The sequence below is a fragment of the Sulfobacillus thermosulfidooxidans DSM 9293 genome, assembly GCF_900176145.1.
GTDB classification, from domain to species: Bacteria; Bacillota; Sulfobacillia; order Sulfobacillales; family Sulfobacillaceae; genus Sulfobacillus; species Sulfobacillus thermosulfidooxidans.
This window is the reverse complement of sequence record NZ_FWWY01000001.1, coordinates 3,331,359-3,353,061: the sequence shown is the minus strand read 5'-3', so window position 1 is coordinate 3,353,061 and position 21,703 is coordinate 3,331,359. Positions and strand designations below refer to the sequence as shown.

Sequence of the window (21,703 nt, the reverse complement as noted above, 5' to 3'; positions counted from 1 at the left end):
ACACCACGCTGACCCTCATTGGGTCGGCAAAGCTCGTTTACCAATTTCAGCGACAAAAGAGCAGAGCTGTCTTTATGTCTTTAACCGCTCGCGATCTACCAGTCTGAATATCGCTAAGACAATTTTTCTGACGGACCATGAATCTGTCAGAGGCGATAACGCGTTTCTTTCAACGTGTTCATCCACCCCACTAAAAATTTTTGTATCCTGCTCACTGCGTCTGTTCCGGGCGCTACCAACCGTTCGATGTATGCGGCATAGTGGATAAGTTCGGGCTTGGACAAGGCGTGACGGGCAGCCGAGATATTATAGTGTGATGCGATGTGCTAGGGGGCTCTTGACATCACTGTCACGTGCCATTAGTTTATTAATGTATAACGTTAAAATAATGTTGAACGTTAAAGAGAAGGGGAACATATTGAAACATTATTTTGTTATACAAGATTACGATACACTGAGAATCTTAAGTGATCCGCTGCGGATGCAAATTCTCGGATATTTAATTGCTCATGAATATACAGGAAAGCAAATCGCTGACTTGATGACAATGGCCCCATCTAAAATTCATTACCATTTGAAGGAACTTGAAGACAAAGGGTTAGTGACGGTGGTGCGTACCCAAGAAAAAAATGGCATTGTCCAAAAATTTTATCGTGCAGTAGCTTTCGATTATGTCATAGATGAAGAATTGCTGCCCATCATTCACTCGCAGCCAACATTACTGCAAGACGTCTTAATCACCCAATTACATATGGTCATTGGGCGCATTCGAGAAACCCCTGCGGGCTCATTTCCTAATATTGCGGAACATGTTGAAGGGGCTTCACTAGAGCCGCCGTTCATGGGAGATGCGTATGAATTTAAAGTGGATCGCAAGGATTTGCAGCAATGGCTGGTCAAATATCGCTCTTTATTAAAGGAATTAGAAGAGTTGGACCAGTCTTTTCGTGAAGCTATTGACAGAGATCAAAGGAAAGATCCGGGAGAGATTTTCTTTCTTCAAAACGTTGGGTTTGTCACTCCCACTCAATATTTTGTCAGTGAGGACCACGAGCTGCCCCCAGGCTATCAATGGGCGGGTAGAGGGTTGGTACGGAGGATCAGTTCATGAATGGATCGTTGTGGTGCCGTTTGTTCTTACGGTTTGTTCGTGCTTTCCGTGCCTTTCATACCTTTCGTTCTTTTCTTTTCCTATGGATAGGATCGTTTTTCGCATCGTTAGCAGACAGCGCGTATTATGTGGTTTTGGCGTGGTTTGTTCTAAGATTGTCACATTCGGCTGCGGATTTGGGAACCACGTTATTATTGGCTTCTCTGCCTCGATTGGTTTTCATGGCGATGGGAGGAGTGATAATCGACCGTTTCAATCCTAAAATTATTCTCCTCGTTTCGTTACTCTTACGGGCAGGGATTCTTTTGGGGGTGAGTCAGCTTGCTGGCATGGGTTCCTTTACAATGATCCTCCTATACATTGTCGCCTTTTTGTTTGGTGTCATCGATGCATTTTATTGGCCGACGCAAAATGCGATGGTTCCCTTTGTTGTAGAACCCGTGGAGCTAGGACGTGCTAATGCCATGATTCAAACCAGTCAACAATTTAGTGTGGTTGTCGGACCGCTGTCTGCAGGACTATTGTTACGAATGCCACATTTTTCCGTGATCTTTATGGTTATTGCTAGTCTGTATATCATGAGTTTCGCGGTTATTGCTATGGTGCGTTTGATCTCTTCCCGATCTTTTGAACCTAAAAAAGATGAGGGAATGAAAGGACTGTGGGTCAATCTTGTCGAGGGCATTCGTTATGTATTTCGAATACGTGTGCTCTTATTTCTTATGTTAGCGTCCATGCTGATTAATCTGTTTTTTATGGGACCGGCCAATATTGGCTTACCCAGTTTCGTTCAAGATCATGGATGGTCCGGAACGATTTATGGTGATTTTGAGTCTGCTTTGGGACTAGGGGCTGTCCTTGGAGGAATTTTTGTGGGCTTGTTTAATGGCCTTCGGGGTCATTTTCGGTGGTTGGCTCTCGCCGCGTCCGGTATTGGCATGGGTCTTTGTGCCACATCCCTCGTTCATCAGTGGTTCCTGGGCATTGTATTTATGGGGGTGTCTGGCATAGCGATTAGTGTGACAGATATCCCCATCATTACATATGTTCAAACCATTGTCGATCAGGCCATGTTGGGTCGAGTGATGTCCTTGCTGAGCTTGATGTCAGTGGGGTTAACGCCACTGAGTTATGCCCTGTCGGCCTTAGTATTGAACGCACATCTTTTGCAGCCAGCCCAGTTAATGTTTGTCGGCGGAATGATTGTCACCATATTTTGTGCTGCCTTGATTTTTCAGCGTGATTTTCGTTTGATGGAACAGCATCCCCGTTGGAAGCAACAAATAAAATCTGCAGAACCGTCTCTATAAAGATTGTTGTGGAAGGGTCATGTTTCATCTACTTGGACGAGGATGACAGTATCACCGGGTACGATAATGTCCTGGGCACGCGGTGCCATGTGCAATTTTCCTTCATGCCAGTAACCGATTAATGTGACGGCTTCACCATAGATATCACGAATATTTTGTACGGGTTGATTCGCAATGGGGTCATGATCATTGACGTAAATTTCTTGAACATGGACACCTTCTTCATTGAGAAGGGCCATCAACAAATCCTGCGCCACCGGTTTGGCAAGCATTCTCGCTAGACGCCTGCCCGTAATGAGGTCGGGAAGAATAATCCGGTCAACGCCCAAATTTTTTAAATAATGAGCGGATTCCTGAGTTTGAGCACGCGCCACCACTTGAAGATGCGGATTAATATCGCGCGCCGTTAAGTAAGCATACAAATTTTGAGCGTCATCCGGTAACGCGAGAGCAATACCTCGCGCTTTTACTAAATGCGCCAAGTTTAATGCATCGGCATTAAAGCCGTTAATGGTTAAAGCAGGCAGTCCACTATTGCGAATTCGTTCGATGCGCGTGGGATCGGGATCCAGAATTACGACGGTCTCTCCCAGATCAACCAATTCGCGCGCAATACTTTCTCCCACACGTCCGGCACCGATAACAACAAAGTGATTGATCATGCGTTCAATTTCACGCATTGTGCGTCGCTCCTTAAAATGACCCAAATCAGATTCCAAAAAATATGAAACAATCAGGGATAGGCCAAAAATCCATACACCTGTCCCGATAATGATAATGATGGCATTGAAGACCAACTGGAGTGTTCCATGGGGCGTAATTCGGGAGTCACTAACGGTCGACATGATGGCGATAATGAAATAAAAAGCCAAAAGCCAATTCACATGATAAATTTGGTGAAATCCCACCGTGCCAAGGGTTAATACGGCAGCAATTAATCCTAAAGCCCACTTTACTCGCGTCGAAAACGTTTGCATCCTCTTCTCTTCCGCTACAACATTTTCATTATTGTAGCTTAGAATGGATGTCTATGCACAGGCTTACTCGGTCTCGTAATGATGTTGAGAGATCTTCTCGCGAAGAGGTCCATTAATTGGCAATAGATGCCATGATTGCGCCCAAATCACCGCGTCTTGGCGGCTATGTACATGGGCTTTTTGCATAATATTGCTGGCATGGGCACGAATAGTGCCTTCGCTGACGTGCAGTTTTTGGGCAATAGCCCGGTACGAAAGATTTTTTTGTGCCATGAAGGTCAAGATTTCTCGCTCACGCTCCGTCAAAAGGTTTAGTGCGTGCTGACGCTGCTGTAATGTTTGAGAAATCGTTTGACCCAGCCTGTCACAATCTTGGGCATTATCATCTCCATCACATACAGCTTTGATAAGGTGATCTAAACGCGTACGTTCTGTTTCCTCTAAAATGATTTTGTTAGTTATCAATATTCTGTCAATTATGGCGGCAAGAATCTTGCGACTCTGTTGGTGAGTGAATTCTAGGCGTTGTTGCGTTTCTTGTTGCTGGGTCAATAACCATCCTAGGACAGACGCCATGATTAATGTGGTAATCAAGAAAAAGAGCCAGCTGATATGGATCATCGGCAAACCTATCGAGGCAAAGATGATTCGGCGGATGACAATGAGTCCTCCGAATAGCGACAACATTGCGATGAGTTGGGGTGAGGCCGCAAAAATCATGCCTTCAGCCACAGCAACAGGACTGAGTGACAATGCGGGAACCTGCGGATAGCGAAAATAGATGCCATATATGGTTAAGGTATAAGTCAAATCCCGAATCCACGATCCTTTTAAGGCATTTAGGGAATAAGAGTCCCTAACTTCCTGACGATGCGAATGAGAAACAAATTGCATCAAGATATCGATAAGCGCAATGACTGCAATGATGCTAAATACCAGGGGGTGTGAGGGAACACATAAGAAACTGGTTAAACAAATTACTGGAATGACGGCTCGTACAAAGAATACAGGAGCAATCTGAGCAGGGATCTTCACCACTAGACCCTTCCTTTGCGATAGGCAAATTGTACTAGTTATTAGTATAAACAAAACAGCGCCACAAGGAAGATATTTTTTTACATGGCAGATACAGAATTAGCCTTCTTAGATAACCTAAGACAAGTTGAAATTAAATCAGCAGCGGATCCGATAGTTTTTCAGAAATCTTTCGTCATAGAATGAACGCGCCTTAGGCTACTCGACAACTCACGTCATGAGCATCCCTCAGTGTGTTGGCGATATTTCGCTATTCGGCGTGTTTTGTGAAGGAAGGATGATAATCGGATGATAACAAAACGGCAAGCATTCACAGCTTTTGTATTAGGCACTATGCTTATAACGGCAAGTGGATGTGGACAGCAAAGTGTTAGTGCGGCAAACTCAGCCAAACCCTGTGACAAGCAACTTTTCACGACTCTGAATCGTCTATTAGCTAATCCTTTTGCTCGCGTCGTGTTACCCCAGAATATGCCTTCGTCCCGGATAGCAAAGTACTTTCCGGTCACCTGGACGCATGCTTATGCTAACGCGCAACACAATGCTGCCTTCGCGGTGTCTTCATCAGCCCCGGCATGGATGAAACATGGTGTATCGTGGTCCTTTTCTGAAGCGAGAGCGTGGCCCTTGTCTAACCCTAATGCTTATGACACCAGTGTGTATGGGGCGCGAAGTGCCTTACCCACCATTACCCAATTTTATGGCAATGCTACGGGTGTGACGGTGGTTAAAGGAGTGGTGTACGCGGAAAGTGATGATGATTTTGCGTACGCCATCAATGCCAAGACGGGTCATCTCATATGGCGTAGCAGTCCTGTTGGAAATCATTTAATGGGCGATCCTGTGGTGTCTGGCAATATCGTTTATATTTCCGCTGGCAGTGTAGGTTTCAATTTTTCCGCGGTACAAAAGTATGCGGCTCATCAACCAGCCGTTCGGGGAGAACATGTTAGTTTTAATGGCGTTTATGCACTCAATGCGCAAACTGGTAAGTTGTTGTGGCGTTATGGAACGGTCGGTGAAGCCATGGCCACACCTGTTGTCAAAGATGGCGACATTTATTTTGCGACGGGCAGTGGTCATATTCATTGCATTAATGCGTCCACGGGCCAATCCATCTGGGATACCTTTGTTGGTGGTATCGACAATATGTCAAGTTTAAGTGTGGTGAACGGTAAGGTTTATGTATCACTTTCGGTGCCGGGATGGCTGTATTGCCTTGATGCCAAAACTGGTCAAGTGATCTGGAAAGTGACTCAGCCCGGTGTTGTCAATACCGGTATGGGTGACGTGTCACCGGCAGTGGCCGATCATATAGTCGTGATGGATGCCGTCGCTGATCCCAAAGTTATTGCGGGACAAAAAACCGTAAATACAGTACTTTTTGCTGTTAACGCCCAAAATGGTCATGTTTTGTGGACTGCAAAGATGGGACGGGGCCCATTACCCCCAGCGTTTAAGGGGGGCGTTCCCATGATTCATGATCATGTCATTTATGTGGGCAGCCCGGTCAATAGTGTATATCAAGCGTACAATTTAACGAACGGGCGGCTACTGTGGACCTGGCATGTTCCCCATGCTGGACCTGCTGGAGCTGGGCGGGGAGCTCCCACGTATTATCAGGGGACCCTCTATGTTTCGACAGGTCCCACTATTTACGCGCTAAATCCCCGAACGGGACAGGTGCTAGGCCATGAAACCTTAGGCGGACGTTTCGGCATTGTTAACCCGGTCATTGTGGGGGGAACGATTTATCTGGGGAATTCGTGGGACTGGGTCCTTGCCACTCCTGTGTCGCGCGTTAATCCCTTTTATCATGGATAATTCGACATTGGTCATAGAATTATGGCAGATTGAACTGTAGAATCGCGTTAGTGTTATGGGATGCCGCAGGGTGGCTTGTTACGCATAAGGATAAAACAACAAGCCCTGTGGCGTCTTTTTTGCATAGCAGAATGAGTCGTCGCGTGATGTTGTCATCACGGCGAATGGGAAAGAATGGATACATTGGATAAACAAGGATATTCCCAAAACACATGAGAAAATGTCACGGTTTAAAAAAGAGTGCTATATTTAACCATGAAAATTGCAGGGTGCGGAGGAAATGCCAGTGTCTCAAAATCTTAAGTGGTTATATGCTAATCGTGCTTTACGAAGTTTTGCTACGGCATTTTTGACCGTAATTTTTCCGCTTTATTTAGCTGTTTCGGGATATTCTGCAGCGCGTATTGGGATGGTATTGACTTTGTCAGGAATTATCAGTGTCTTATTGCTGGCGGGAGTTGGCATTTTTGGGGATAAAGTCGGAAGAAAACGCGCTATCATTATTTTGAGTCTGTTATCATTTTTAGGAAGTCTCGTCATGACCACATCCCGAGACTTTTGGCTTATCGTCTTAGCATCGGGTTTAGGTGGCGTCGGCAAAGGCGGAGGGGCTGGCAGTGGAGGGTCGTGGGGACCGTTATTTCCCGCTGAACAACCCTTATTGGCGGAAGCAGTGACCCCAGCAAACCGGACAAAAGTATTTGGCCGTATCTCGTTTGTGGGAGTCCTAGCAGGAGCTTTGGGCTCCTTGGTCGCGGCCGTTCCCGAATTATTGCATGAGCACGGTATTTCATGGGGAACAAGCTATCAATTGTTATTCGGATTTAGCGCCGTATTGTCGATTTTTATGGTGATGGTCGCCTGGCCCATCCGCGAGTCTCGGTCCCCTCACGCAATGAGGGCAACTGAGGCTGATGAGTCTGTGCCGATTAATGTCAAACAGTTAACGGGACGTCTAGGTTTAACCAATGCATTAAATGGTCTGGGGTTTGGCTTTTTAGGCCCGCTTCTTACATATTGGTTTTATCGGCGATATGGTGCAGGACCGGCGGAACTAGGCACCCTTTACACCATCATTAATTTGGCCACTGCTATGCCTTATCTCTTATCTTCCAAAATAAGCCAATACTTGGGTGCTGTACGCGCTGTGACTTATACCCGGACTATTAGTATTATTTGGCTAGCGCTAATGCCTTTTATGCCAACGTTTTGGCTCGCGGGATTGAGTTATCTTCTGCGGATGGTCTTTAATTCGTTGGGAATGCCTGCGAGGCAGTCATACGCAATGGGCGTGGCGGATCAACGTTACCGGAGCCGTGTCGCTGCATTTAGTAACTTGCCGTCGCAGTTGACCTCTATGTTGTCTCCCGTTATTGGCGGAAGTGAAATGGAATCATTTTTAGACTTTCCCATCTATGGGGCAGTTTTCTTTATGACCCTGAATGTTTTAGCATATTATTTCGCTTTTCGGCATATCGTTCCTCCCGAGGAGCAAAACGGACCTCATCCGACGCGGCACCTCACGCATCCTGTCGTGAAATAATTGCAAGCAGTGATTGCGTCCTCATCGGCCTTGGGTATAATAGGGCCAGTGTGTCTTGAACCGTAGGAGGATGTCTGTGGCCAATCGACCCATTGCCGTTTTCGATTCCGGAGAGGGCGGATTAACCGTTTTACGGCGCGCTTGGGCGCTCTATCCGGGGGAACACTTTATTTACGGTGCGGATTCTGATCATTTTCCTTATGGGTCACGCTCTTTAGATGAGGTGCGTGACTTATTTCTTCGATTTTTGGATTTCTTTATTAAGCAAGAGGTTAAGGCCGTGGTCATTGCATGTAACACGGCGACGGCAGCGGCATTAGACATTGCCCGGGCCAAATCTCCTGTCCCTGTCATTGGTGTTGTGCAACCTGGGGCAGAAAAAGCGGTGCATACAAGTGCTTCTGGGCGCATTGGGATATTGTCGACGTATGCGACTTATAAATCGGAAGTGTACCGGAAGGCTATTGAACACTATAGCCATAAGGCACAGGTCGTGCAGTGGCCATGCCCGGTATTGGTGACCATGGCGGAATCCGGACAAACCGAAACTGAGCAGGCTCGCATGGCTGTGCGAGAATGTCTAAATACAGTTTTCAGGCATCAAGTGGATACCGTGGTCTTAGGTTGTACTCATTTCCCGCATATGGAACGGATTTTTTATGAGGAAGTGGGAAACCGGGCTGTGATTGTTGATCCGGGTTATGAAACGGCCAAGCATTTACAAGACGTATTGGGGCCGCTACGCGTTTCTTCAGGGGGATCATTAACGTTTTATACGACCGGCTCCACAACCGAGTTTAACAGGATTTCCTCGGTTCTATGGCCCCACATGGATATCCAAGCACAAAAGCTCATCTGGAGTCCTAAAGGCTATGAAGTGTATCGTAAGGATTAAAAGAAAAGGCAAACTGCCTTGTTCCGATACCTCTTAACGAACAAGGCAGTTTATGGTCATTACGATCGTGATGGGGACCGAAACTTCTCCCGTAAGATATGCTTCATGATTTTTCCAGTGCCCGTTTTGGGTAGACTTTCTGCGATTTCCCACGATTTGGGCACCTCAAATCCTCCTAGGCGTTCCCGGCAAAATGCTTGCAATTGGTCAAGGGAAATGTTGTGGCCTGCTTTGGGCACGACAATAGCATGGGGAATTTCTCCCCATTTCGGATCGGGAATGCCAATTACCGCAGCTTCCAAGATATCAGGATGCGCATATAAAACGTCTTCGACATGTAAACTGGAGATATTTTCACCGCCTGAAATCACAATATCTTTTTTGCGGTCGACAATATTGATGTAGCCTTCTGAATCAATAACGGCCACATCGCCTGTCAAAAACCATCCATTGTGAAATGCTTTAGCAGTGTCCTCAGGTCGATTCCAGTAGCCTTTCATCACGCTATCAGCTCGCACGCCGAGTTCCCCGGGATGTTGACCGTCATGCGGTAAGGGCTGTCCAGACGAATCAAAAATTTCGACGTCAATACCTACGGCTGGTAAACCGGTTAATGATTGCAACCGGTTTTGTTCTGAGCGTGGCAAGGTCTTTAGAGATGACTTGACATAGGCAATGGAAACTATGGGGCAAGTTTCGGTTAGGCCATAACCCACAATGCATTCACATTCTAGACGGTTACGCGCTTCTTCGATAAGGGAATAGGCGGTGGCTGCTCCCCCTAAAAGAATTTGCTGCAGCGAAGAGAAATCGTAATGTTCCACAGCCGGTGAATTTAACAAGCTATTTAACATTGTCGGGACCAGTAGCGCATGTGTGGCACGAGTTCGTTGGACAGCCTCACCAAATAGTTCAGGATCAAATCGTGGGACCACAACTTGGGTCGCTCCGACCGCTACTAAATAATGAGGAGAACCCCATCCGTTGACGTGAAAAAGAGGAACTGTGCCGACAATCTGGATGACCTCATCATTAAAGTTGACTGTGGCCAATGTGCTGAGAGCATGAGCATATAAATTTCTATAGGTCATCATCACTCCTTTGGGGGATCCGGTCGTTCCTGATGTGTAAAAAAGTTCAGCGACGTCATTTTCGTTAATGACGGGCACTTCGGGGGCATCAGGAGATTCACAAGCAAGCATGTCATCATAGGTTGGGAAGGGACTAGGAGATGGACTGGGCTCCATGAGCCAGACGTGTTGAACACTCGGGCATTTGTCTTGGATTGCGGTCCATAAGGGGAGTAATTGGGGTGAGACAACAAGGACTTTGGGCGTAGCATCATTGATAATAAATGCAATTTCTTCAGGATGCAAGCGAATATTAAGGCATAATAATATGGCGCCAATTTGAGGAACGCCATAATATCCTTCAATCATCCGGTGACAATTAAGTGCCAAATAGGCAACGCGGTCTCCTTGCTTTACCCCAACACGGTGAAGGGCCCGGGATAATTGATTCACGCGTTGGGAAAAGTCTTCATAGGTCTCTTCCACTTGATGACAAATGATTGCTGTTTTGCGAGGATAGAGGGACCGGGCACGATGTAAAAAGCGCATGGGCAACATTGGCACTTCCATTACCGCAGCCTCCTTTCAGAATTAACATCATAAAAGCCAAAAAAGATTTAACAATTCCATTATACAGATAATTAGAAACGCTGAAGAAAAGTCTTCTTGACCGAGAAGTTTTTTGACTTCAGCAAAAAATCATGAGTTTTTTAAGACATGATACAGGCAAAAAGGCATACCCATACAACATAAAAATATTGGACAACGCTGCCAGTGATTAATCAATTATGTGTCCATAGATCATTGACTATCGCGCCAACGCGTTGAAAAAGAGGTGGCATAGATGGCGCAACAAGTCTCCCCTGGCGAATCCCGGAATCAAATTACCTTAGACATTGGCGGGATGACTTGTGCCAGTTGCTCCTTGCGGGTAGAAAAGGAATTGAATCACTTACCGGGGGTCGGGCGAGCAGAAGTCAATTTAGCGTTAGAAAAGGCCAATATTGTTTTCAATCCAGATCAAGTGAGTCCCCGCCAATTTGTCGATGCAGTCAACGCAATCGGTTATCATGTGCGCCTTGAAAACTACCAATTGACTGTGTGGGGAGTCGATGAGACACCCCTACGAATGAAGTTTGAAATGACATGCCTGGCTATTTATGGCGTCTATAAGGTGATTGTGAATGTGGCCGATTCGACAGCCACCATATCGTTATTGCAAGGAGTTATATCTATAGACGATGTGGTGAGGACATTACAAGATCACGGATTTAGTGTCTCGTTAAGGAATTCTCAAGGCAAAGATCCTAAGGAGCAAGAGAGGATCCGGGCCTTTTATCGCCTATTATTGTCTTTTAGTCTGACCGTGCCGCTATGGCTTATCATGCTGCATATGATTGTTCCCATAGGGCCTAAGTGGTTGGGGAATACCACGTGGCAATTTGTTTTGGCGACGATTATTCAGTGGGGTCCGGGATTAACGTTTATCCACCGAGCTTATCAAAATCTGCGCCATGGTAATGCCAATATGGATGTGTTAGTGGCGATGGGAACATTGTCTGCCTGGGGATTCTCGACAGTAAATTGGATCACACATGGACCGTTGTTTTTTGATTCTTCGGCCACATTAATTACCTTGATTCTATTAGGAAAGTATTTGGAGAGCGTCGCAAAAGGGAGAACTAGCCAAGCCATTGCCGATTTATTGGCTTTACGTCCGGAAAAAGCTTCGGTGAGATCTCCTGGACAGAATGCATTTGAATGGCGAGACATTGATCAAATTCAAATTGGCGATGAGATTCAGATCCGACCGGGGGATAAAATTCCGGTCGACGGCATCATTCGAGAGGGTCAAGGGCTCATTGATGAGTCGTTATTAACGGGTGAACCCGAATGGCAGCTCCGTGAGCGGGGACAATGTGTCATGGCAGGAACTATCCACCAAGGTGAACGAGCATTTGTTATGACGGCACAAAAGATTGGTCAAGATACAGTCTTGGCCCAAATTGTGCGTACGGTAGAAGACGCTCAGGCAGGGAAGGCCCCGATTCAGCGATTTGCTGACCGAATCAGTAATGTATTTGTGCCCACGGTGATGGGATTGGCCGTAATAACGTTTTTAATGACAGGAGTCTTAACCCGGGAGTGGTCAGACGCCTTACTGCATGGGGTTGCCGTGTTAGTGGTTGCCTGTCCCTGTGCCTTAGGATTAGCCACGCCCACCGCAGTTATGGTGGGATCTGGAGTCGGTGCGCGGCATGGCATCTTGTACCGGAATGGTGAAGCCTTGGAACGACTTAGTCAGGTTGATCATGTGGCACTGGATAAAACGGGTACGCTGACTGCTGGACGTCCCCAGGTGATTGCGATCTTACCGGTAGGTCGTGTGAAAGCAGAGGATGTGCTTTATTGGGCAGCCAGCGTCGAAAAAGAGTCCAATCATCCGTTGAGTCGGGCGATAGTAGAGCGGGCAAAAGAAGTTGCAGGATCCTTAGAGCATGTTCCCGGCGTAGACGACATCTTTACTGAGCCGGGCAAAGGGATGGTTGCCGAGTCCTCGGACGGTCAAGGAACGGTACTGGTGGGGAATATGACCCTGCTAGCCGATTACGGTGTCTCTCTGCCCGGCGAATGGGATCAGGTGCCGATGGAATCGTTAATGAAACGCGGCGCTACGATCGTTTTTGTAGCGGTTGGTGGGCTGGTGTATGGCGCTCTTGCTATTGCTGATCCGATTCGGGATGATGCGCGAAGAACTTTACAACGATTAGTCAAAGATGGTTACCGCGTCAGTATGTTAACAGGTGACCGAAAAATCTCCGCACAATCCGTGGCCAGGTCGCTAGGTATTCGCGATGTGCATGCGGAGTTGTCCCCAGTAGAAAAAGCGCGTCTAGTCGAACTGTGGCAAAAATTTGGTGCGCATGTGGCCATGGTCGGAGATGGGATTAATGATGCGCCTGCATTAGCCCAAGCTTTTGTGGGGATAGCTGTGGCGACTGGAAATGATGTGGTCGTGCATACGGCCGACGTGACCTTGGTTAAACCCCATATCATGACTGTATGGAAAGCATTAGCGATCGGGCAGAGGACCATGAGAAAAATTCGTCAAAATCTGTTTTGGGCGTTAGGTTATAATATTATTGGTATTCCCTTAGCGGCCTTTGGCTATATTTCACCAGCCCTGGCCGGAGCCGCCATGGCTTTTAGCTCGGTCCTGGTTGTGACGAATTCTTTAACGCTCCGTCATATGGTTATTGATGAGGCGTGAGATGGCCCGTATAAAAATCGTGGGCACGGGTTCGACAATAAACGGGGAGACGAGAAAAGGAGAGGATCTTAATGGAACGAGTGAGCCTCGGAGTTAAAGGTATGACCTGCAACCATTGTGTTATGACCGTTACGAATGCTTTAAAAAGCGTTGACGGCGTCAAAACGGCGTCCGTAAGTCTCGACCAAGAATTAGCTAAAGTTACATATGATGAAAGCAAGACGTCTTTGGAGCAACTCAAACAAGCCGTGATTGCAGCGGGGTATCAAGTGGAGTAAACCTTATGACGCGGCGCGCCAGGCATTGGCGCGGCCGCGTAAGTATTCATAAAATTTTCCATTTAACTGGATGAAGAAAAATGCTTCCATTGTGGTTGAGCGTCTATGCGATCATCGCACGGCATTAGAAAGATTGCGGATCTGAGTGATTAGGTCAAGGACGCCGGCGCTGCCGTGAGCGATGTGCGAGTCGAGTCCACGGATAACACTCTTTCCATGGCAATCTCGTCACAATGCGTTAACATGGGGCACCCGACGCAATCAATAAAATATTTTCCAGGAACGCTTTCACGCGGCACGGCATGAAAACCACAGTGTTCAAAAAAGGTCACTTGCCGGGTAAACGCGATAACCTTATGATAACCTTCAGCTTCAGCTTGATGGACCGCATAAAGAACAAGTTGTTGACCAATGCCCTGTTTGTGAAACGCCGGATCGACAGCAAGTGAGCGCACTTCACTGACTGTCGGTTCTAAACGATGAAGGGCGACAACCCCGGCCAACCGACTGTTCTGATAGGCCACGGCCAGATGAGGCAAATGAGCAACCAACGATTCGCGCGTGCGAGGAAGTAACGCACCTTGATTCGCGTAATACGTGACGAGTTGGTAAATATCTTCTAAATCTTCGGGACGGGCTGCTCGAATGAGCACACAGATCGCTCCTTAAAAATTTTCTATCAGTGTACGGCAATATGCATCTTTATGCAATATCATAAAGAATTTATGCTTGGAATTTTTCATCTCGTTCTCACTTGATGCCGGCATTATGGGAAAGAGAAGTCATATCGGACGTCAAGTTGTTGACCGGAGGGATTATGCATCATACTGTCGCTCTGCCAGGATTCATACGGGCTGTGGAACCTTTTTTGCACCACTATGGATATCTTGCCATTTTCTTTGGGGTCTTGTTAGAAGACTTTGGTTTACCTCTACCTGGCGAGACGATTGTTCTAACGGCCAGTATTTTAGCAGGTCAGCGCGTCTTCAATATTGTGGACGTCATCATCACCGCGTCTTTGGGGGGCATTGTTGGGGATACACTGGGATATTTTTTGGGATTACGATTCGGTCACCGCCTGCTTATCCGTTTTGCCCGGTATGTCGGTTTACGCCAAGAGTGGCTTAGACGGTTCAATCATTGGATTCTACACCGGGGCGTATGGTTAGTGGTTATTGCGCGATTTATTGATGGTCTTCGCCAGTTAAATGGATGGATTGCTGGAGCCAATGGCATTAGTTGGACGCGCTTTATTCCTTTAAACATGGTGGGTGCAGTCCTGTGGGTGAGTGCATGGGCCTTATCGGGATATTTTTTTAGTGGAAAAATTCTGGCGGTGATGGAGCGATTTAAACAGGTGGATGTGTTTTTTGTGATTCTGGGCGGGTTAGGAATCCTTACTCCGGTCGCTTTACATTATTTTCGGCACTTCAGAGGACGATCACGACCTAGTACGCTAAAAGACAATTCTTAATTTCCCTGGGAGGAGAAAATTTTAAGGTCATTCCAAGACGGCAAAGAGGTAACGGCACCCAAGTGAGAGGCCGCATAAGCTCCGACAGTATTAGCAAACACACAAGCATTATACAATGAATCGCCTTGACTCAAGGCATAGGCACAAGCGCCATTAAAAGCGTCTCCGGCTGCAGTGGGATCTTTTTCTTCAATAGAAAGTGCTGGAATGTGATGTGTATGATCCCTCGTCACCAATATAATGCCCTCACGTCCTTGAGTGGCCACAACCGCATGGAGATTAGAAAATCTGGCTAGCAACTGTTGGGCAATCCATAGAGGATTTTGAGAAGTCCACCCGTAGCGTAACGCGAGTTGGGATAACTCTTCTTGATTAGGCGTTAAGATGTGGCTAGATTGGATTAATGCGTCGCTAATGTGTTCAACTGGCGAAGGATCTAACAAAATAAGGGGATTCATATGACGCATGAGGGCAATGGCGGTCATATTAGCAGCTTCGGTCAATTCGCCTTGAAGGAGTAAGATGCGACTTTGTGGCCATGAATTTCGAAATGTTAAAAGGTCCTCCGCTGTAATGCGCTGATTGGCTCCCGGTACATGAATGATGTAATGGGAATCGGGGGTAATAACCGGAACGGCATAGCTAGTGATAGTATCGGTCATCAGCAAAATGCGATCCTTGAGGCCGATATCATCTAATGCATGTTGCATAAACGCTCCAAGCGGATCGGGGCCTATAGGTCCCACAAAGAACACCCGGGCTCCCAATTTGAAGGCTTGAACGGCTTGATTGAGTCCTTTTCCCCCAGGAAAAACATGAGAGTCTTTGGCCACTATGGTTTCCCCTAAATGGGGACTGTGACTTAAATAAACCGGAAGATCAACGACTAAACTGCCGACGACTACAATATCATAACTCACAATAATTATGCCTTCCTCTTTAAAGTTTCTTAACGTCTTCAATGATTTAAATTGTCTAACAATCAGATCAAGTGATGAGTTACTAGGACATCGCACGTCACAAACAACCGTTCTATTTTGCCTATTGTCCTGAAAAACTCATAGATTTTCAACTATTATAGCAAGCGGTCACGAATTTCTTGGCGCAAAGAAATGTTTGCCGGCTCATAAAACTTTTAAAATAGAAGAGAAGAGTTGAGAAGGGAGGGAGAACGATATGAAAGGAATCGTCTCTTTCATCACGGTGTTGGGTGCGTTATTGGTTTTGACGGGGTGTGGTGCGGTATTGGCCCCAAGAATCGGAGCCAGTGGATATCCACGCGCTGTGGCATGGATTGACCACCGTCTAAAACCTAAAGACTATATCTTATTAATTGGATTAAGCCAATCTCCACATCATCATCCGATGACCGTCTATATTATGCGGCGGCGTGTAAGCCTGATGGGATTATCTTTACCCCGCAACACTCTTATAGGAATTGTAGTTAATCCGAAACAGCCTGATTGGATGGGACGTGTCTATTATCAACTCCCTCATGAACGGCATTGGATACCTTTGGTGAGGAGCTCGAACACTCCTGCTGCGTCATCCTCATAGCGGTGCTACAATAACGGCAGGAGGGAGATATTGTGGCGACAAAATTCTCTGATAAAGCGGAACCGCACTATCTACGCGCCGTTCATTATGAAGATTTAGGCCGGATCGAAGATGCTATTCGCGAATATCGAATGGCGAATCGCATAAAAAAAGACTTAATACCAGCCCGTAAACGCTTGGGCGATTTATTGATGCGACTGGGCCGGATTGAAGAGGCTATTCAGCAGTATCAAAAGGCAACCGAGATTACCTCCCAAAAACGGAAATGGAAACGCATTCTGGTTCCGGATGAGGATAAGTATTCATTGCCTCAAGTCCTGCAATCGTTAGCCAAAGCCTACGAAAAATTAGGGCAGCATGATCAAGTGGTTATCACGTGGCAACGCATTACGCAAAGTCCGCCCATTCACCCGGGCGACGACGGCATTATTGCGTGGGCACATCAACAGTTAGAGCGAGAAGGAATTTATGAGGATCATGAGAAGTGATAGATATGAGGCACATTTTGTTACGTTAGATAGTGTCTCTTTAAAGGATAATTTGTTAGGAGATCCCACGCAACGAACAACGGTCGTTCTGTCACCCCAGGATATTCCCCCTGATGAGCCACTCCCCATGATATGGGTGTTGACCGGATACACGGGCCGGGGAATCGCGTACTTAAACCACAATCCCTGGCAAGAAAATTTTTTGGATCGTCTAACCCGCTTGACTCATCAAGGAATGCGTCCGATCCGCGCGGTCCTACCGGATTGCTTTACAAAACTTGGGGGAAGTCAGTATTTAGATTCTCCTGTGACGGGTCCTTACGCGACCTATTTATGGGATGAACTGCGTCCCCAAATTGAATCCAGCTTTGCCGTTTCTGCCCGCGCTGTGGTCGGAAAATCGTCGGGAGGATTTGGGGCTCTGGTTTCTGTCATTATGCGTCCTGAGCTATTTCAAGCTCTGGCATCGCATTCTGGGGATATGCTCTTTGAATGGTCGTATCTACCCGATTTTCCTAAGGCCTATCAAGTGATAGAAAGTCAAGGCGGAATCAGGCAATTTATCGACGCTTTTTTGAGGCGCGACGATAAACCTTCTTCCTGGATTAGCGCGATGAATATCATTTGTTTAGCAGCGGTGTATAGTCCCAATTTGAACAAGCAAGATTTTCCCGCCGATTTTCCGTTGCGATTTGACACATTGGAAATGGACAGGGACGTGTGGCAGAAGTGGATGCGGTGGGATCCCCTTCAACTCGTGGACCAAGTTAGGGTTCAGAACATTTTATCCGCACTCCAGCTTTTATACTTTGATGCGGGACGCTTTGATGAATTTCAATTGCAATATGGTGCGACGCGACTGCATCAAAAGTTACTAACCTATCAAATTCCCCATCAGTATGAACTTTATGATGGGAATCATTTTCGCACAAATCATCGTTTTGACCATTCCTTGCCCCTTCTTGCCAACGCGTTGTGGACACGACGTACATGAAATTCAGCCAACCCTCAGCAAAATGTCGCGTTTGTTAACAGTTTTGCAAAGATTAGGCGTTTAGATAGATATAACGAATGAAGGCGATTGGCAATGAGGAGGTTGGTCAGATGAATACACGTATTGTAAAGGAAATCGTTGCCGGTGGAATATTGGTCGGAATCGAAGCGTTCTTGTTATACGGACATGGCCATCTCTTGAGTCGTAATGTTGTCCCGTCATCTCTCTCCCCGACGGCTAATACCGTGAGCTATGCGCCGGTGACCAAGTTAGCCTCGGTGCAAAGTTCTCAAAATTGGGCGGGATACGAGGTGAATTCTGGAACTTACCAAAGCGTTTCGGCTTCTTGGCAGGTTCCGGAACTGATGAGTGCTCGGGGTGTTGCGGCCCAATGGATTGGGCTTGGCGGGGTCAATAGTCGCGGTTTGTTGCAGACCGGGACAATTGAGCAACAAACCGCCAATGGCCCAACAGCCGACGTGTTTGTCGAAAAACTTCCCGACCATGCTCAAAATATTATGACAGTACCTATTGGGTCGACCATCACCGCTTCAATTGCCCCTGCTGGACCTAATCAATGGAATTTGAGTATCACGGCCAATTATCAAGGGCAAACCCGGACCAAAACGGTCACCATGAATGTTTCATCACAATATGCCCAAGGGATGGAAACCTCTGCGGAATGGATCTTCGAGGATCCAGCGAATACGCAAGGGTCACTGTATCATTTAGCCCGAACACAACCCGTAACCTTTTCACATGTCGAAGCCAATGATCAAGCCATTACGAGTGCCAATGCGCTCATTATGACGGGGCCTCAGGGCCAAGCTAGAGTTGAACCCACGTTAATGAAGCAAGGGGCGTTTACGACTGAAGATGTTCGGGGACCCATGCGTCAGCGCTATCTGGTCCATCCGTGGCAACCAGGTTCAGGGGTCATTTGGCAAGGACCAGGTGCCAGTTTTAGCATTAGTGGTCCCGGATTTTCGATAACTGAGTCGGGTTATGGGCCAGGATTTCAAAACCTGGGAAGTTTCGGATCCTGGTCATCACCGATTCAACCATTCATTATCCAAGTTCCTTGGACGCCTTGGCAAAATATCAATCTTTAACGCGGCAATTTCGACACGGAAATCAAAGATTCCCGCAAGTTAATGAGCATATTGAGACTAAAAATCACAGGCTCCATGGTGGTGAGGAGAACCTGAGGTCGCGTGGGATAGCCCGTAACAATTAAGGCTTCTTGTTTATCACGAATCATGGATAGCCATCCAGTCTGGCGAAAATTTTCTAACGTGATGGGAAGCGGTGCCACACATAATCCGCACCCAGGTACCGGGCAATTATCAAAACACAAATAGCGCTGGTTGACTCCGCGTTCCCGGGCTTTAGCCAAGTCATCGGCAAAAAGGGTAATCAATCCCACCGAAGAGCCTACATCGAGGCTCAATGTGGCACGTTCAATGAGTCGGCGTCCGTGAACGAGCAAGGCTTCAGTTCCCTCGACCCGCGTCACCATATTTTCTTCGGAAGGCTCGGGAATCATCTGCGCTAATTGTTCGACTTGCATTTGCAGGTTCTTGACATGACTCTGGCCTACGACGCTAAAAGGAACCGCCATATAACGAACAGAAGAGCCTTCCGGTTGTTCGACACAGGCCCCTCGAAGGACTAGCCGCCTCAGGGCTGGATAGACATTAGGACGGGGAAGATTAGCCATTTTTGCAATCTGATATCCGGTAAGTGCGGCATTTTCAGTTGCGAGCGTCAAATACACCCGTGCTTCAATTGGGGAAAAACCAAACGATTGTAGTTGTTCAATAATTTGCTCATTGCTCACGGCATTCTTGTCCCATCGTTGTTCTCGTGTTGGCATGCTATAGGGTGAGTTACCACTGTTTTCAGAGAAAAGGAAAAGGTTCGTCATTCATCATGAAAGAGACAACTCAAGGAATAACGCTCTCCCGCTGTAACTTTGGAAACCCCGTGATAGAATTCTGATTTTTTTGGACCGTGGCCATGCTTTGGACGGCTGGCTGTACAGAGGACAACAACATCCCCTATGTTGCCGCCAATAATATGGCGCTCTGGCGGCTTATGGGCATATTCTTCTTGCACGAGGAGTTTTCCTCCTTCAAAATCATGCCCCGATTCACTAAGAACTAATATGATTTGTAAAGGGAAAAGCAGGGAACCATGACGGTCTTGATGCCACAAGTTGTATCCCCCAGTGGGATAATGAAGCATCATGACCCCGGCTTGGTTCTGGCCTGCATTATGACAGATATCTAAAAATTCATCTAGCGTTTCTGGGTAATGATAGCTCTTGGGTGTATCCCACAAATGATGGGCCATATCGCGCAAGTAGGGATACATTTTTTCGCGAAGTTGCCGCAGAAACTCGGGTAAGGGATAATGAAAATACCGGTATTGTCCATAACCAAAATGATGATGTTCCATTTCTATAGGGGGACAAAAACAATCGGGTGTTTGCCATAAATCTCTTAACGTGTAACATTCAGCTTTTGTTAACCATTTGGGTATAATTGAATAGCCTTTTTGTCGAATATCCCACTCCACACTGGACCAATTGACACGCTCAAATCTTTGAGATGCCACTAACATCGTTTCACCTACTAGCACAGCATTTATCATTAGTATACACTGCTCAAGAGATGGCACAAGACTATGATAAGATGTAAAGGCTAAGGAGACGATAGATCAGTGGTGAATAATTACATCAACGATGACCTGCAACAACTACGCGCGACTTTACTGACACATCCTGTCTATAGTCATATTCGGCACGTGGAAGATTTACGCCGATATATGCAGTATCACGTGTTTGCCGTTTGGGATTTTATGAGTCTTTTGAAAAGGCTTCAGCAAGAATTGACAACGGTAACCATACCGTGGGTCCCACAGAGTAACGAACTATATACCCGGTTCGTCAATGAAATTGTCTTAGGGGAAGAATCTGACGAAGATGGACTGGGCGGTTATGGCAGTCATTTCAGCCTGTATCTGGAAGCGATGAAAGCTGTCCATGCGGACATCCGTCCGATTATGACATGGATGTCTCACCTAGAACATCAAAAACCCTGGGAATTGGCGTTAGAGTCGATGAACATTGATGAACGGGTAAAGGCATTTGTACACTGGGATTTATCTCTGGCAACCGCAGGAGAACTCTACGAGGTGGCGGCAGCTTTCTTTTTTGGCCGCGAAGATATCATTCCCCAAATGTTTCTAAAAATCGTGGACCAATTAGGCAATGACCAGGAACTGGAACGTTTTCGCTATTATCTTGTCAGGCATATCGCTGTGGACAGCGATAGTCATGGACCCTTGGCGAAAAAACTGGTCGATCATTTGTGCCATCACGATGCCGTAAAAATTCAACGGGCCGGGGAGGTTGCACGGATTGCATTAACACAGCGTATTGCCCTATTTGATGCGATCGTTGACAGCATTACCGCTCGTCCATAGAATCAAGCGTATTGCGTTGAAGAAGATTGCGGATGACAAGTTCTCCCTTACGGGATAATTGATAATAGGTATGCGTTTTTCGGGGCGTATGATATTTTTGGCGCCGCTTTAACGTTTTCTTTATAGAAGAAGTCAAATGATTACGGTCTAATTCTTTGCCCGATGTTTTTTCCATCAGGCCGAATTCTAATAATAGTCGGTAGTTATCGCGAATTTCTTCAATGCTTAAACCGCTTCGTTGTCCCAATAATCGTTTGTGAACAATCATGGGAGTATCAGGTCCGTATAATTTGGTGTGGACCATTAACTGATAAGCAATAGGATGCTGGTTAAAAAAGTTTTTCCATAAGTCTAGTTCTTTTTCATCAACGTCCGCCATATTGGTCA

21 protein-coding genes are annotated in these 21,703 nt (G+C 46.6%); 13 read left to right on the top strand and 8 right to left on the bottom strand.

The window, feature by feature from the left end; all coding sequences use genetic code 11:
• Positions 1-418 precede the first annotated feature (418 nt).
• Both B8987_RS16540 and B8987_RS16535 read left to right on the top strand, forming a co-directional pair.
• Entirely contained in the window at positions 419-1,111 is a 693-nt protein-coding gene (locus B8987_RS16540) for an ArsR/SmtB family transcription factor (RefSeq protein WP_020374823.1), read from the top strand.
• The gene (locus B8987_RS16535) at positions 1,108-2,421 is read left to right on the top strand and encodes an MFS transporter (RefSeq protein WP_020374824.1); all 1,314 of its coding nucleotides are present in this window, start codon (positions 1,108-1,110) and stop codon (positions 2,419-2,421) included. Before B8987_RS16540 ends, B8987_RS16535 begins: the two co-directional genes overlap by 4 nt.
• A gap of 17 nt (positions 2,422-2,438) precedes the next feature.
• Here the strand turns inward: B8987_RS16535 and B8987_RS16530 are convergent, their stop codons facing one another.
• Positions 2,439-3,398, bottom strand: a complete 960-nt coding sequence (locus B8987_RS16530; RefSeq protein WP_020374825.1) for a potassium channel family protein — start codon at positions 3,396-3,398, stop codon at positions 2,439-2,441.
• A 63-nt stretch (positions 3,399-3,461) separates the two neighbouring features.
• Positions 3,462-4,433 (bottom strand): helix-turn-helix transcriptional regulator, encoded by a 972-nt coding sequence (locus B8987_RS16525; protein ID WP_139793573.1) that lies wholly within the window; start codon positions 4,431-4,433, stop codon positions 3,462-3,464.
• A gap of 288 nt (positions 4,434-4,721) precedes the next feature.
• On the opposite strand from B8987_RS16525, the gene B8987_RS16520 reads away from it, so the two are divergent.
• The 3 genes from B8987_RS16520 (at position 4,722) to murI (ending at position 8,695) form a co-directional block, all read left to right on the top strand.
• Positions 4,722-6,257 (top strand): outer membrane protein assembly factor BamB family protein, encoded by a 1,536-nt coding sequence (locus B8987_RS16520; protein ID WP_084661717.1) that lies wholly within the window; start codon positions 4,722-4,724, stop codon positions 6,255-6,257.
• A 280-nt stretch (positions 6,258-6,537) separates the two neighbouring features.
• The gene (locus B8987_RS16515) at positions 6,538-7,800 is read left to right on the top strand and encodes an MFS transporter (protein WP_176213252.1); all 1,263 of its coding nucleotides are present in this window, start codon (positions 6,538-6,540) and stop codon (positions 7,798-7,800) included.
• A 76-nt stretch (positions 7,801-7,876) separates the two neighbouring features.
• On the top strand, positions 7,877-8,695 hold the full coding sequence (murI, locus tag B8987_RS16510) for a glutamate racemase (RefSeq protein ID WP_028962220.1): 819 nt from the start codon (positions 7,877-7,879) through the stop codon (positions 8,693-8,695).
• A 59-nt stretch (positions 8,696-8,754) separates the two neighbouring features.
• Here the strand turns inward: murI and B8987_RS16505 are convergent, their stop codons facing one another.
• A complete protein-coding gene (locus B8987_RS16505) occupies positions 8,755-10,335 on the bottom strand; it encodes a long-chain-fatty-acid--CoA ligase (protein ID WP_020374831.1) in 1,581 nt (526 codons plus the stop codon).
• Between the two features lie 274 nt (positions 10,336-10,609).
• On the opposite strand from B8987_RS16505, the gene B8987_RS16500 reads away from it, so the two are divergent.
• Both B8987_RS16500 and B8987_RS16495 read left to right on the top strand, forming a co-directional pair.
• Positions 10,610-13,036 (top strand): heavy metal translocating P-type ATPase, encoded by a 2,427-nt coding sequence (locus tag B8987_RS16500; protein WP_084661716.1) that lies wholly within the window; start codon positions 10,610-10,612, stop codon positions 13,034-13,036.
• Positions 13,037-13,107: 71 nt separating this feature from the next.
• The gene (locus tag B8987_RS16495; protein ID WP_020374833.1) at positions 13,108-13,314 is read left to right on the top strand and encodes a heavy-metal-associated domain-containing protein; all 207 of its coding nucleotides are present in this window, start codon (positions 13,108-13,110) and stop codon (positions 13,312-13,314) included.
• A gap of 149 nt (positions 13,315-13,463) precedes the next feature.
• On the opposite strand, the gene B8987_RS16490 is transcribed toward B8987_RS16495, so the two are convergent.
• Complete coding sequence (locus tag B8987_RS16490) at positions 13,464-13,967, bottom strand: GNAT family N-acetyltransferase (protein ID WP_020374834.1); 504 nt, start codon at positions 13,965-13,967, stop codon at positions 13,464-13,466.
• Between the two features lie 164 nt (positions 13,968-14,131).
• Here B8987_RS16490 and B8987_RS16485 point away from each other — a divergent pair, with 164 nt between their 5' ends.
• Complete coding sequence (locus tag B8987_RS16485) at positions 14,132-14,788, top strand: DedA family protein (protein WP_020374835.1); 657 nt, start codon at positions 14,132-14,134, stop codon at positions 14,786-14,788.
• Here B8987_RS16485 and B8987_RS16480 read toward each other — a convergent pair.
• Positions 14,785-15,708: a ribokinase gene (locus B8987_RS16480; protein WP_020374836.1), complete on the bottom strand. Its 924-nt coding sequence runs from the start codon at positions 15,706-15,708 to the stop codon at positions 14,785-14,787. The two genes, B8987_RS16485 and B8987_RS16480, sit on opposite strands and share 4 nt — an antisense overlap.
• A gap of 256 nt (positions 15,709-15,964) precedes the next feature.
• On the opposite strand from B8987_RS16480, the gene B8987_RS16475 reads away from it, so the two are divergent.
• The 4 genes from B8987_RS16475 (at position 15,965) to B8987_RS16460 (ending at position 18,939) form a co-directional block, all read left to right on the top strand.
• Positions 15,965-16,345, top strand: a complete 381-nt coding sequence (locus B8987_RS16475; RefSeq protein WP_020374837.1) for a hypothetical protein — start codon at positions 15,965-15,967, stop codon at positions 16,343-16,345.
• Between the two features lie 32 nt (positions 16,346-16,377).
• Complete coding sequence (locus tag B8987_RS16470; RefSeq protein WP_020374838.1) at positions 16,378-16,833, top strand: tetratricopeptide repeat protein; 456 nt, start codon at positions 16,378-16,380, stop codon at positions 16,831-16,833.
• Complete coding sequence (locus tag B8987_RS16465) at positions 16,823-17,827, top strand: alpha/beta hydrolase-fold protein (RefSeq protein WP_020374839.1); 1,005 nt, start codon at positions 16,823-16,825, stop codon at positions 17,825-17,827. The genes B8987_RS16470 and B8987_RS16465 overlap by 11 nt, the downstream gene beginning before the upstream one ends.
• 110 nt (positions 17,828-17,937) lie before the next feature.
• Positions 17,938-18,939 (top strand): G1 family glutamic endopeptidase, encoded by a 1,002-nt coding sequence (locus B8987_RS16460; RefSeq protein ID WP_176213251.1) that lies wholly within the window; start codon positions 17,938-17,940, stop codon positions 18,937-18,939.
• On the opposite strand, the gene B8987_RS16455 is transcribed toward B8987_RS16460, so the two are convergent.
• Both B8987_RS16455 and B8987_RS16450 read right to left on the bottom strand, forming a co-directional pair.
• Positions 18,936-19,667: a TrmB family transcriptional regulator gene (locus tag B8987_RS16455; RefSeq protein WP_026040649.1), complete on the bottom strand. Its 732-nt coding sequence runs from the start codon at positions 19,665-19,667 to the stop codon at positions 18,936-18,938. The two genes, B8987_RS16460 and B8987_RS16455, sit on opposite strands and share 4 nt — an antisense overlap.
• Positions 19,668-19,750: 83 nt before the next feature.
• Positions 19,751-20,482 carry a 2OG-Fe(II) oxygenase gene (locus B8987_RS16450; RefSeq protein ID WP_037912415.1) on the bottom strand — a complete coding sequence of 244 codons (732 nt, stop codon included), beginning with the start codon at positions 20,480-20,482 and terminating at the stop codon, positions 19,751-19,753.
• A 69-nt stretch (positions 20,483-20,551) separates the two neighbouring features.
• On the opposite strand from B8987_RS16450, the gene B8987_RS16445 reads away from it, so the two are divergent.
• Positions 20,552-21,316 (top strand): DUF3050 domain-containing protein, encoded by a 765-nt coding sequence (locus B8987_RS16445; protein ID WP_242940679.1) that lies wholly within the window; start codon positions 20,552-20,554, stop codon positions 21,314-21,316.
• On the opposite strand, the gene B8987_RS16440 is transcribed toward B8987_RS16445, so the two are convergent.
• Complete coding sequence (locus B8987_RS16440) at positions 21,300-21,695, bottom strand: DUF2250 domain-containing protein (RefSeq protein WP_020374844.1); 396 nt, start codon at positions 21,693-21,695, stop codon at positions 21,300-21,302. The two genes, B8987_RS16445 and B8987_RS16440, sit on opposite strands and share 17 nt — an antisense overlap.
• Positions 21,696-21,703: the final 8 nt, after the last annotated feature.

Excerpts from the sequence above, each read along its gene's own strand:
- B8987_RS16450 (WP_037912415.1), bottom strand. The coding sequence starts at position 20,482 with ATGATAAATGCTGTGCTAGTAGGTGAAACGATGTTAGTGGCATCTCAA.
- B8987_RS16535 (WP_020374824.1), top strand. The coding sequence starts at position 1,108 with ATGAATGGATCGTTGTGGTGCCGTTTGTTCTTACGGTTTGTTCGTGCT.
- B8987_RS16495 (WP_020374833.1), top strand. The coding sequence starts at position 13,108 with ATGGAACGAGTGAGCCTCGGAGTTAAAGGTATGACCTGCAACCATTGT.
- B8987_RS16485 (WP_020374835.1), top strand. The coding sequence starts at position 14,132 with ATGCATCATACTGTCGCTCTGCCAGGATTCATACGGGCTGTGGAACCT.
- B8987_RS16440 (WP_020374844.1), bottom strand. The coding sequence starts at position 21,695 with ATGGCGGACGTTGATGAAAAAGAACTAGACTTATGGAAAAACTTTTTT.
- B8987_RS16505 (WP_020374831.1), bottom strand. The coding sequence starts at position 10,335 with ATGGAAGTGCCAATGTTGCCCATGCGCTTTTTACATCGTGCCCGGTCC.
- B8987_RS16475 (WP_020374837.1), top strand. The coding sequence starts at position 15,965 with ATGAAAGGAATCGTCTCTTTCATCACGGTGTTGGGTGCGTTATTGGTT.
- B8987_RS16465 (WP_020374839.1), top strand. The coding sequence starts at position 16,823 with ATGAGAAGTGATAGATATGAGGCACATTTTGTTACGTTAGATAGTGTC.
- B8987_RS16515 (WP_176213252.1), top strand. The coding sequence starts at position 6,538 with ATGCCAGTGTCTCAAAATCTTAAGTGGTTATATGCTAATCGTGCTTTA.
- B8987_RS16460 (WP_176213251.1), top strand. The coding sequence starts at position 17,938 with ATGAATACACGTATTGTAAAGGAAATCGTTGCCGGTGGAATATTGGTC.
- B8987_RS16530 (WP_020374825.1), bottom strand. The coding sequence starts at position 3,398 with ATGCAAACGTTTTCGACGCGAGTAAAGTGGGCTTTAGGATTAATTGCT.
- B8987_RS16500 (WP_084661716.1), top strand. The coding sequence starts at position 10,610 with ATGGCGCAACAAGTCTCCCCTGGCGAATCCCGGAATCAAATTACCTTA.
- B8987_RS16520 (WP_084661717.1), top strand. The coding sequence starts at position 4,722 with ATGATAACAAAACGGCAAGCATTCACAGCTTTTGTATTAGGCACTATG.